The organism is Rhizobium sp. 05N49, from assembly GCF_056396805.1.
Genome location: NZ_JBFTME010000003.1, coordinates 184,645 through 196,213 on the forward strand (window position 1 = coordinate 184,645; position 11,569 = coordinate 196,213).

The window sequence follows — 11,569 nt, forward strand, 5'->3', positions numbered from 1 at the left end:
TTACGGAACTTATATAGGGCGATTTCTGTTGGCCAAAACCATCATCGATCTGAAACACGCCGATTTGACGCTCGGTAATGCTGCTGCCTCCGTGCATGTGCTGAAAGGCATCGATCTGGAGATCAGCGCCGGCGAATCCGTCGGTATCGTCGGCCCCTCGGGCTCCGGCAAGTCCACGCTGCTGATGGTGCTTGCAGGCCTTGAGAAACTCGACAGCGGCGAAATCAATATCAACGATACGCCCCTGCACACGCTGAGCGAGGATCAGGTCGCCGATTTCCGCGGCCGCAACATCGGCATCGTCTTCCAGTCCTTCCATCTGATCGCCAATATGACGGCGCTGGAAAATGTCGCCGTCCCCCTCGAGCTCGCCAATGTACCCAATCCCTTCGAGATCGCTCGCCGTGAGTTGGCATCCGTGGGGCTCGCCGAACGTCTGAACCACTATCCTGGTCAGCTCTCCGGCGGTGAACAGCAGCGTGTTGCAATCGCCCGTGCGCTCGCGCCGTCACCTGCCCTGCTGATCGCCGACGAACCAACCGGCAATCTCGATACCGATACCGGACGGCAGATCGCTGATCTCCTGTTTTCCAAACAGGCCGAACGCGGTATGACCTTGCTGCTCGTCACCCACGATATTGGTCTCGCCAATCGCTGCTCGCGCCAGATCCGCGTCCGCTCCGGACGCATCGAGGGCGACAGCGCCGTCCGCCAGTCCGAGGCGGCGATTGCATGACGATCGTCACGCCGCATATCTCGCTCGCCTTCCGTCTGGCCCTGCGCGAGCTGCGCGGCGGCCTGAAGGGCTTTTACATCTTCCTCGCCTGCATCGCACTCGGCACCGCCGCAATCGCTGCCGTCAACTCGGTCTCGCAATCGATCACCGATACGATCGCTTCGCAGGGGCAGGAGCTTCTGGCAGGTGATGTCCGCTTCGAGCTCAACAACCGCGAAGCCACGCCAGAGGAGATGAATTTCCTCCGCGGCCTCGGCGAGGTCTCCGTTTCCACCGGTCTGCGCTCAATGGCCCGCAAGCCCGATGGTTCGGATCAGGCGCTGGTCGAGGTGAAGGCCGTCGACGGTGCCTATCCGCTCTACGGCACTTTTGAAGCGCAGCCGAATTATCCGCTCTCCTCCCTGCTGTCAGGAGAAGGCGRCACATACGGCGCGGTCGTTGCGCCGCTGTTGCTGGAGCGGTTGGGATTGCAGATCGGCGACGAACTGCTGCTCGGCAACGTCAAGCTCAGCATCACAGGCACGGTCAAGACCGAGCCCGATGCGCTCTCGGAAGGTTTCGGCTTCGCCCCTCGCATGCTCATAAGCCGAAACGCACTGCAGGCTTCGGGCCTGATCCAGACGGGCAGCCTTGTGGAGCATGTCTACAAGATCAAGCTGGAAGACCGCAGCACGATGAGCGGCATCCAGGCGCGCGCCACCAGGGAATTCCCGTCAGCCGGCTGGTCGATCCGGACCAGCGATCGCGCCGCCCCGTCACTGACGGAAAACATCACCCGCTTCTCGCAGTTCCTCACGCTGGTCGGCCTCACCGCATTGATCGTCGGCGGCGTCGGCGTCGCCAACGCGGTTCGCGCCTTCCTTGATGCCAAGCGAACGACGATCGCCACCTTCAAATGCCTGGGCGCGCCCGCCGCCGTCGTTGTTTGGATCTATCTCTTCCAGATCGGCATTATCGCGGCTGCCGGCATCTTGATCGGTCTCGTGTTCGGGGCATTGTCACCAATGCTGGCTGCGCAGTTCCTTGCCCAGTTCCTGCCGGTTTCCACCGATCCGACGCTCTATCCCGGCGCTCTGCTTCTTGCGGCCCTCTTCGGCATGCTCACGACGCTTGCCTTTGCCATCCTGCCGCTCGGCCATGCGCGCGAGGTGCCGGCAACCGCACTCTTCCGCGAACAGGGTTTCGAGGCACGCCGCCTGCCCTCCTGGCCTTATGTGCTGCTGGCCGTGCTCTTCATGGCAGCACTCGCAGGCCTCGCCATCTTTACCGCCTATGATCGCTTCATCGCTGTGGTTTTTGTCGGCGCCATCATTTTCGCCTTCGTCATCCTGCGGCTGGTCGCGGCTTTGATCGCCTGGGTGGCGCGTAGAAGCCCGCGCGTGAACTCGCCGGCGCTGCGGCTGGCGATCGGCAACATCCATCGCCCCGGAGCACTGACGCCCTCCGTCGTTCTCTCGCTCGGTCTCGGCCTTGCGCTGCTCGTGACGCTGACGCTGATCGACGGCAATCTGCGCCAGCAATTGACCGGCCGCATGAATGAAGGCGCGCCGAATTTCTTCTTCGTTGATATCCAGGGCTCCGAACTCGATACCTTCCGCAACCTGATCCACACCCGATCACCAAATGGCAAACTGGTGGAAGTACCGATGCTGCGCGGCCGCATCATCGCCTTTAACGGCCAGGACGTGACCAAGATGAATGTTCCGGCGGCCGGCCGCTGGGTGCTCAACGGCGACCGCGGCATCACCTACGAGGAAAGCGCGCCGGAAAATTCGACACTTGTCGAAGGTCAATGGTGGCCAAAGGATTACAGTGGCGAGCCGCTCGTTTCCTTTTCCGCGGAAGAAGCGCATGAACTCGGGCTGAAGATCGGCGATACCGTGACTGTCAATGTCCTCGGCCGCAACATCACGGCCAAGATCGCCAATCTGCGGCGGGTCGAGTGGGAATCGCTGTCGATCAACTTCGTGATGGTCTTCTCGCCGAACACCTTCCGTGGTGCCCCGCATGCGTGGCTGGCGACACTGACCGACCCTGCCTCGACCGAGGCGGAGGACGCTGCGATCCTGAAATCCGTGACCAATGCCTATCCGACCATCACCAGCGTGCGTGTCAAGGACGCGATCGATATCGTCAACCAGTTGGTCGGCGAGCTTGCGACCGCCATCCGCGCTGCAGCATCCGTTGCACTCATCGCCTCCGTTCTCGTGCTGGCCGGCGCACTTGCCGCCGGAAATCGAGCGCGCACTCATGATGCTGTGGTGCTGAAAACGCTTGGCGCGACGAGGGCCATGCTGATCCGTGCCTTCAGCTACGAATATCTCATCCTTGGTGTTGCCACTGCGATTTTCGCGCTCTTTGCCGGCGGTGTCGCTGCTTGGTTCATTGTCAGTCGCATCATGCGCCTGCCCTCCAGCTTCATGCCTGATGTCGCGGGTCTCACGCTTGTCACCGCCCTTGTATTGACCGTCGGCATCGGCCTGATCGGCACCTGGCGCATCCTCGGGCAGAAGGCGGCACCCGTTTTGCGCGAGCTGTGACGGGCAAGGGGCTTAAATCCCTTCACCTTACGGCGATTTAACCGAGCGGCAGATTGCAAAGGCCTTGTTTGAAAAGGGCGAAAGCCTCATATTGTCAGCAGGCATGCTGGAAGCTCCGCAGCGGCGCCCGGGTCGTAAACCCGACACCGTATTTCCATCGGAGCTTGTAAGAGGAAACTATGGCTGATCTTCGTAACTACCAAAGCCGTGCACAAACCGGCGAAGTGATTGATCAAGGCCTCCGCGCTTATATGCTCAAGGTCTACAACCTGATGGCGCTGGGTCTGGCGATCACTGGTTTGGCCGCCTATTTCGCATTTACCTTCGCCGTCCAGGACGGCCAGCTCACCCAGTTCGGCCAGGTCCTGTACCAGTCGCCCCTGCGCTGGGTTGTGATCCTTGCGCCTCTTGCGGCGGTCTTCTTCCTGAGCTTCCGCATTAACCGCATGAGCGTGGCTGCGGCTCAGACAACCTTCTGGGTCTATGCTGCACTGGTCGGTCTCTCCCTGTCGTCGATCTTCCTGATCTACACGCAGTCGAGCATCACGCAGACCTTCTTCGTGACCGCCGCGTCCTTCGGTGCGCTGTCGCTCTACGGCTACACGACCAAGCGTGACCTGTCGGCGATGGGCTCGTTCCTGATCATGGGTCTCTTCGGCCTGATCATCGCTTCGCTGGTCAACATCTTCTTGGCTTCGTCGGCCCTGCAGTTCGCAATCTCCGTGATCGGCGTGCTGATCTTCGCAGGCCTCACCGCCTACGATACCCAGCGGATCAAGGAAATGTATTATGAAGCAGACGGTTATGACGTCGCTGGTCGCAAGGCCATCATGGGCGCCCTCACGCTCTACCTCGACTTCATCAACCTCTTCATGTTCCTGCTGCAGTTCATGGGCAACCGCAAGTAAGCAGGCTGGACTGAAACACGAAAAGGCGGCTTCGGCCGCCTTTTTTGTTGCGGGCACCTCGCTGGAATGCTTCAACGTGGGCTGTCATCCAACCGTGCCGATCGATCCGAAATGCCCCCTCTCCTGCGCGACGCTCTTCCCTCCGATCTTCCTGCCATTACCGAAATCTATCGCGAGTCCGTACTGAACGGCACGTCGAGCTACGAGATCGTGCCCCCGACCGAAGCGGAAATGACGGCCCGCTACTGCGCTATCAGGGAGCAGTCCTATCCTTATATTGCCGCAACGGCCGAGGACGGAACGCTGCTCGGTTATGCCTATGCATCGGCATTCCGCACCCGTCCGGCCTATCGCTGGCTGGTCGAGGATTCGATTTATCTCGGCACGGAGGCGCGCGGAAAGGGCATCGGCAAGTTGCTCCTCGGAGAGCTGATTTCACGCTGCACCGTCTCTGGCTTCCGCCAGATGACAGCCGTCATCGGCGGCGCGAGCGCGGCATCGATCGCGCTTCACCGGTCGCTGGGTTTCGAAGAGATCGGTCTGATGAAAGGTGCCGGCTACAAGCACGGCCGTTGGCTGGATACGATGCTGATGCAGCGCAGGCTTGGCGAAGGAACAGAAACCCATCCCGATCCCGAGGCCTATCCAGGCACCCTGATCAAGGGATGATATGGCCTATTTGTCGACGAGCTTCAGCGACTTGTCGAAAACCTTCAGAACAGGCCCAAGTTCGTGGCCGCRCTTCAGGATCACGCCGTTGAAGTTTACCACCGAATAGGCGCCCTGCTTGGCGGCAAGCTTAGGGTTCTTCTCGATGCGGAAGAGCGGCATTTCGCCTGAACGCTTGAAGACGGAGAATACCGCCTTCTCCCTGGTATGGTCGATCGCGTAGTCTTTCCACTCGCCCTCGCCGACCATGCGGCCGTAGATCCACAGAATCTGGTCGAGTTCCCGCCGGTGAAATGTCACCGGCATCGGGTCCTTGTTTTGTCTGTATTCCTTGAGATCAACGACGGTTGAAGAGCTATTGTCGACGGAGCGGCTTTCGCCGTGTCGCAAATCCGGCGTATCTGTCATCAGACTCCCAAGACCTCCACGTGTGACAGGAGGGTGACAGTTTGCCCGAGCCACGACAAATTGCAAGGGCGCCGACTATCACACTGGGGACGAAACCGGCTTTCTCGGCGGTGCCGCAATTCAGACAAAACAGCGCCTCATTTGCAAGAGAACTATAGGCTCCAGTTTGGCGCCAGCGCGCCAAAGGGCCCGGCGGAGCGTATCGACCTTAACCCCAGCCCCGAATACGCTTTGCCGGGCCGCCTAACTTTCATCCGCAAGCGAATGAAATCCTTATATATTTTTTCCTGCCATGACGACCGTCGCGCCGAGGATCGCTCCCGGATCGCCGTTGTCAGTCACAGACTGCAAGAGAATCGCTGATCCCTCGAGATCCGGTTTTTCCATGACGCTCGCCGGCAGAGTGAGCGTTGTGGCCTTGCCATCCCACATGCCGACGGTCTCCACGTCGGTGACACTGTGGAGGTACGAGATCTTCTGGCCGCTGTTTTCGCCCTTCTCGACGTCGATCGTTTTTTCCTTGTCGAAATAGACCATGACGACATTGGCCTTGCCCTGGCCCGCACCCAGCTTGATCTCCATTTCGTCGCCACGCATGTGGGCGCTGACAGGCACGGTCAGGCCTTTGCCATCGTTGGCATAGCCATTTATCTTGCCGTTGATACCGGCAAGATCGGCACCTGCGAGATGGTCCCGGCCATTGACGATAGCCTGGGGCGTATAGACGTTGCTGCGCCCCATCATACGGGCATAGCCATACTGCCGCTCGGTATTTTCCTTCGAGCTCAACGTGTCTGCCCAGCCGAGATAATTCCAATAGTCAACATGATAGGCGAGCGCGATGACGTTGCCCTGGCTGACGAGCTTGCGGAATGCAGCATCGGCAGGCGGACAGGAGGCGCAGCCCTGCGCCGTGAACAGTTCGACGACGCCTTTCGGCGTGCCGTCTTCGGCCATGAGAGGACCTGCAAAAGCAAGCCCGACGATCAGCGGGATCATAAAACGCGGGGACATTCACCAGCACCTCTTTTTCAGTGCCGGCAATCCTGACCGCCGGCTCTGAGATATGAACGTACGAATAATCCTTCCGGCTCCAAACGCAAAGTCACGAACGGGTGAGACGAAGCCCCAGGCCGCAGGCTGCTGAAACACATCGGCGTGAGCGGTGATACCGACCTGTTTTGCGCAAAGAAAAACCGCCGGAAATTGCTCTCCGGCGGTCATTATCAGTCAAGTATCTTAAAAATCAGGCTGCGAGATCGCGCAGAACCGTCTGCAGGATGCCGCCATTGTTGAGGTAGACAACCTCGTCCAGCGTGTCGACGCGCGACACCAGCGGAACGTCCTTCACCGTGCCGTCGGCATAGGTGATCTTGGCGATCTTCTTTTCGCGCGGCTTGATGTTTTCGAGGCCCTCGATGGTGACGAGTTCGTCGCCCTTCAGGTCGAGGCTCTGCCAGGTCGTGCCCTCTTCGAAGACGAAGGGGATGACACCCATGCCGACGAGGTTCGAACGGTGAATGCGCTCGAAGCTCTGGGCGATCACGGCCTTGACGCCGAGCAGGTTCGTGCCCTTCGCAGCCCAGTCACGCGACGAGCCATTGCCATATTCCACGCCAGCGAAGATGACGAGCGGAACGCCCTCGGCCTTGTACTGCATGGCCGCATCGTAGATCGAGGTCTCTTCCTTGGACGGGTAGTGGATGGTGTAGCCACCTTCCTTGCCGTTCGCGCCAAGCATGAAGTTGCGGATGCGGATATTGGCGAAGGTGCCGCGCATCATGACTTCATGGTTGCCGCGGCGCGTTCCGTACTGGTTGAAGTCGGCGACGGCGACGTCATGGCCGAGCAGGTAGGCGCCTGCCGGCGACGCAGCCTTGATCGAACCGGCCGGAGAAATGTGGTCGGTGGTGATCTTGTCGCCGAAGAGGCCGAGAACACGTGCACCCTTGATGTCGGATGTGCCGGTGCCCTTCTTGCCCATGCCGACAAAGTACGGCGGGTTCTGGACGTAGGTCGAATCGTCGTCCCAGGCATAGGTCTGGCCCGGAGGAACCTGAACGGCCTGCCAATTTTCGTCGCCCTTGAAGACGTCGGCATACTTCGTTTCGTAGAGTTCGCGGGTGACGTACTTCTGGATGAAGTCCTGCACTTCGTGCGACGTCGGCCAGATGTCCTTCAGATAGACCGGGTTGCCGTTCTGGTCTTCACCGATCGGCTCCTTGGTCAGATCCTTCTGCACCGTGCCGGCGAGCGCGTAGGCGACGACCAGCGGCGGCGAAGCGAGGTAGTTCGCTTGAACGTCCGGCGAGATACGGCCTTCGAAGTTGCGATTGCCGGAGAGCACGCCGGAAACGATCAGGCCCTTGTCGTTGATCGTCTTGGAGATCGGTGCCGGCAGCGGACCGGAATTGCCGATGCAGGTCGTGCAGCCGAAGCCGACGAGGTTGAAGCCGAGCTTGTCGAGATCGGCCTGCAGGCCGGACTTGGCGAGATATTCGCCGACGACCTGCGATCCGGGAGCAAGCGAGGTCTTGACCCACGGCTTGGTCTTAAGGCCCTTGGCAACGGCGTTGCGGGCGAGAAGGCCGGCAGCGATCAGAACCGACGGGTTGGACGTGTTGGTGCAGGAGGTGATGGCGGCAATCGCCACGTCACCATGGCCGAGATCGAAATCCGTACCTTCGACCGCATAGCGGTTATTGAGCTGGCCGGGCTTCTTGTAGTCGGCATCCATCGAGCCGGCGAAACCGGTGGCGATGTTTTCGAGTGCGATGCGGCCTTCCGGACGCTTCGGGCCGGCCATCGAGGGAACGACGTCGCCGAGGTCGAGTTCCAGGGTGTCGGTGAAGACGAGGTCGGAACCGTCGCCATCGCGCCACATGCCCTGTGCCTTGGAATAGGCTTCGACGAGTGCGATTCGGTCATGCGTACGGCCGGACATCGTGAGGTAGTTGATGGTTTCGCCATCGACCGGGAAGAAGCCGCAGGTTGCGCCATATTCCGGACCCATGTTGCCGATCGTCGCGCGGTCGGCGAGCGGCATGTTGTCCATGCCCGGGCCGAAGAATTCGACGAACTTGGAAACGACGCCCTTCTTGCGCAGCATCTGCACGACGGTCAGAACGAGGTCGGTCGCGGTGACGCCTTCCTTGAGCTTGCCAGTCAGCTTGAAGCCGATAACCTCAGGCAGCAGCATCGAAACCGGCTGGCCGAGCATGGCGGCTTCAGCTTCGATACCGCCGACACCCCAGCCGAGAACGCCGAGGCCGTTGATCATCGTCGTATGCGAGTCGGTACCGACGCAGGTGTCGGGATAGGCGATCGTCTCGCCGTCCTCTTCCTTCGTCCAGACGGTCTGGCCGAGATATTCGAGATTGACCTGGTGACAGATGCCGGTGCCCGGAGGAACGACGCGGAAGTTCTTGAACGCCTGCTGACCCCACTTCAGGAAGCGGTAACGCTCGCCGTTGCGCTGGTATTCCAGCTCGACATTCTTAGCGAAAGCCTGCGGCGTGCCGAATTCGTCGACAATGACGGAATGGTCGATGACGAGGTCGACGGGAACGAGCGGGTTGATCTTTTCCGGATCGCCACCGAGGGAAACCATCGCGTCGCGCATTGCGGCAAGGTCAACGACGGCGGGAACGCCGGTGAAGTCCTGCATCAGCACACGCGCCGGGCGATAGGCGATCTCGTTCTCGACGGCGCCCTTGTTGTTCAGCCATTCGGCGACGGCGAGGATGTGCTCCTTGGTGACCGACTGGCCGTCTTCGAAGCGCAGCAGGTTTTCCAGCAGCACCTTCATCGAATAAGGGAGCTTCGAAACGCCGGGCAGGCCGTTTGCCTCAGCCTTCGGCAGGCTGTAGTAGACGTAGTCCTTTCCACCAACGGAAAGCGTGGACCGACAATTGAAACTGTCAAGAGATTTAGACACGAGAGACCCCGTTTCTGATAGCCAACACAGTCGTGCGAACGCCTATGCACTTAATGCACATCAGGATGCGGGTACGGCCATTTCCGCTGTCCGCACGTGAGGAGAAACCTCAAGTTCGGCGCAAGGATGATATTCACGCCGACCGCTGGCGTGGTTGCAGGTCTTATAGATAATTTCGTAAAGACTTGCCATAGCGACAAGGTCAAAATTGGACATTTTTTGAGCCCGCCTGAGAGCGCCAACGAAGAAAGAGCCGATGCATGCATCTCATCGCTGAAAATCTGGCGGCCCGGCGCGGGGAAGATCTGATTTTCGTTAACGTTTCCTTTCACTTGCATCCCGGCGAGGCACTGATCCTGACAGGCAAAAACGGATCGGGAAAGTCCACTTTATTGCGCGTGGTGGCCGGTCTTTTGAGGCCCGAAAAAGGCTCCGTTACAGTCAGTGATTCGCCAGCCGGCGAAAGTCGTCCGGCGGCCGAAGCGAGCCACTACCTTGGCCATCGGAATGCCATGAAGACGGAACTTACGGTTGCAGAAAATCTGGATTTCTGGCGATCCTTCCTGGGTTCTGGCACGAGAACTGGCCTGGGCACCGAAGAGGCCGCGGAAGCCGTCGGCCTGTCCGGCATCACGCACTTGCCCTTCGGCTACCTCTCAGCCGGCCAGCAGCGCCGCTTCGCCTTCGCCAAGCTTCTGGTTTCCCATCGCCCAGTCTGGATCCTGGACGAGCCGACCGCAGCGCTGGATGCGAATGCGGACAGGCTGTTTGCGCAACTGATCGAAGCGCATTTGACGGAAGGCGGGATTGTCGTCGCCGCGACGCATCAACCTCTTGGACTGGAAAGGGCCAGGGAAATGAGAATGGCCGGCTTTGCCGGCGTCGAGCAGGGAGTGTGGGGATGATCGCCCTCTTTCTCCGCGACCTCCAGCTTTCCGTTCGCGCCGGCGGCGGCGCGCTCATCGGCATTCTTTTTTTCCTTACTGTCGTTGCTGTCATTCCCTTCGGTGTCGGCCCTGATCTGGCGCTTCTCTCGCGCATCGGGCCTGCCATCGTCTGGATTGGCGCACTGCTCGCCGCCCTTCTCGGGCTCGATCGCCTGTTCCAGGCGGAGCGAGACGACGGCTCACTCGACCTGATGCTGATGCAGGACACACCCCTGGTTCTGACGGTGCTCGTCAAATGCGCCGCGCACTGGACGGCAACCAGCCTGCCGCTGGTCATTGCCTCGCCGCTGCTCGGGCTCTTCATGAATATGAATGAGACGGCGATCGGCGCCACCATGCTCACCCTCCTCGTCGGCACGCCGGCAATCACCTTCATCGGTGCCGTCGGTGCAGCCGTTGCCGTCGCGCTGCCCCGAGGCGGACTGCTGGTCTCGGTACTCATCCTGCCGCTGACGATCCCAGTGCTGATCTTCGGTGTCAGCGCCACCTACGCGGCAGTGGTTGGACCGTCACCCTTTCTGCCGCCGTTTCTGATACTCATTGCCCTGACACTCTTCTTTGCGGTGATAGGCCCGGCTGCCGCCGCACTGGCACTTAGAAACACGGCGGATTGATCCGCGCTTCGATTGCGGCTCCCAGCGGATCAAGGTAAGGAAGCGGATATGAGCGAAACGAGCCTTGCCATCAGCAAATTCAGCGATCTCGCCAACCCGACGCGGTTTCTGGCGCTGGCATCGCGCGTCATTCCATGGCTGGCCGGCATCACGGCCCTCTGTTTCATCATCGGCCTCTATCTGAGTTTCTCGACCGAAGGCGACTACCAGCAGGGCGAAACGGTACGCATCATGTATGTGCACGTTCCCTCCGCCTGGCTTTCCATGATGTGCTACACGATCATGAGCATTTCGGCGATCGGCACGCTGGTCTGGCGCCATCCGCTGGCCGATGTTGCGGCCAAGGCTGCCGCTCCACTCGGCGCCGCCTTCACCCTGCTTGCGCTGGTTACCGGCTCCCTCTGGGGCAAACCCATGTGGGGTACGTGGTGGGTTTGGGATGCGCGGCTCACGTCCGTCTTTATTCTCTTCTTGATGTATCTCGGCCTGATCGCGCTCAACCGCGCCATGGACGAGCCTTCCAAGGCTGCTCGCGTCACTGCCATCCTCATCCTCGTCGGCTTCGTCAACATTCCAATCATCAAGTTCTCGGTCGACTGGTGGAATACGCTGCATCAATCGGCAAGCGTTCTGCGCCTCGACGGACCAGCAATCGATCCGGAATTCCTGCGCCCGCTGCTGGTCATGGCGATTGCTTTCACCCTGCTCTTCTTCACGCTGCATCTGATGGCAATGAGAAACGAGATCTGGCGACGCCGTATCGCCTCCCAGCGTCGCATGGCCGCGCGTATGGCAAACCGGGAGGAATAG

Annotated in this window: 10 protein-coding genes; 7 read left to right on the plus strand and 3 right to left on the minus strand. The window is 60.2% G+C overall.

Features of this window, described 5'->3' with window-relative positions:
• Positions 1-28 precede the first annotated feature (28 nt).
• From AC1DF8_RS08205 to AC1DF8_RS08220, 4 genes are all read left to right on the plus strand, one after another.
• Positions 29-736 carry an ABC transporter ATP-binding protein gene (locus tag AC1DF8_RS08205; protein ID WP_477995682.1) on the plus strand — a complete coding sequence of 236 codons (708 nt, stop codon included), beginning with the start codon at positions 29-31 and terminating at the stop codon, positions 734-736.
• Positions 733-3,276 carry an ABC transporter permease gene (locus AC1DF8_RS08210; protein WP_477995683.1) on the plus strand — a complete coding sequence of 848 codons (2,544 nt, stop codon included), beginning with the start codon at positions 733-735 and terminating at the stop codon, positions 3,274-3,276. Before AC1DF8_RS08205 ends, AC1DF8_RS08210 begins: the two co-directional genes overlap by 4 nt.
• Before the next feature lie 179 nt (positions 3,277-3,455).
• A complete protein-coding gene (locus AC1DF8_RS08215) occupies positions 3,456-4,184 on the plus strand; it encodes a Bax inhibitor-1/YccA family protein (RefSeq protein WP_113013307.1) in 729 nt (242 codons plus the stop codon).
• Positions 4,185-4,295: 111 nt separating this feature from the next.
• On the plus strand, positions 4,296-4,853 hold the full coding sequence (locus AC1DF8_RS08220) for an N-acetyltransferase family protein (protein WP_477995685.1): 558 nt from the start codon (positions 4,296-4,298) through the stop codon (positions 4,851-4,853).
• A gap of 6 nt (positions 4,854-4,859) precedes the next feature.
• On the opposite strand, the gene AC1DF8_RS08225 is transcribed toward AC1DF8_RS08220, so the two are convergent.
• The 3 genes from AC1DF8_RS08225 to acnA form a co-directional block, all read right to left on the minus strand.
• Positions 4,860-5,261, minus strand: a complete 402-nt coding sequence (locus tag AC1DF8_RS08225) for a DUF2794 domain-containing protein (RefSeq protein WP_477995686.1) — start codon at positions 5,259-5,261, stop codon at positions 4,860-4,862.
• 273 nt (positions 5,262-5,534) lie between these two features.
• Entirely contained in the window at positions 5,535-6,275 is a 741-nt protein-coding gene (locus AC1DF8_RS08230) for a DUF1223 domain-containing protein (RefSeq protein ID WP_112970795.1), read from the minus strand.
• A 232-nt stretch (positions 6,276-6,507) separates the two neighbouring features.
• Positions 6,508-9,198 carry an aconitate hydratase AcnA gene (gene acnA, locus AC1DF8_RS08235; RefSeq protein WP_112545654.1) on the minus strand — a complete coding sequence of 897 codons (2,691 nt, stop codon included), beginning with the start codon at positions 9,196-9,198 and terminating at the stop codon, positions 6,508-6,510.
• Between the two features lie 260 nt (positions 9,199-9,458).
• Here acnA and ccmA point away from each other — a divergent pair, with 260 nt between their 5' ends.
• The 3 genes from ccmA to AC1DF8_RS08250 are packed head-to-tail and all read left to right on the plus strand — an operon-like array spanning position 9,459 to position 11,569.
• Positions 9,459-10,103, plus strand: coding sequence for a heme ABC exporter ATP-binding protein CcmA (gene ccmA, locus AC1DF8_RS08240; protein ID WP_477995689.1), 645 nt, complete (start codon positions 9,459-9,461; stop codon positions 10,101-10,103).
• Positions 10,100-10,759: a heme exporter protein CcmB gene (gene ccmB, locus AC1DF8_RS08245; RefSeq protein WP_112545656.1), complete on the plus strand. Its 660-nt coding sequence runs from the start codon at positions 10,100-10,102 to the stop codon at positions 10,757-10,759. Before ccmA ends, ccmB begins: the two co-directional genes overlap by 4 nt.
• A 48-nt stretch (positions 10,760-10,807) precedes the next feature.
• Entirely contained in the window at positions 10,808-11,569 is a 762-nt protein-coding gene (locus AC1DF8_RS08250) for a heme ABC transporter permease (RefSeq protein ID WP_113204331.1), read from the plus strand.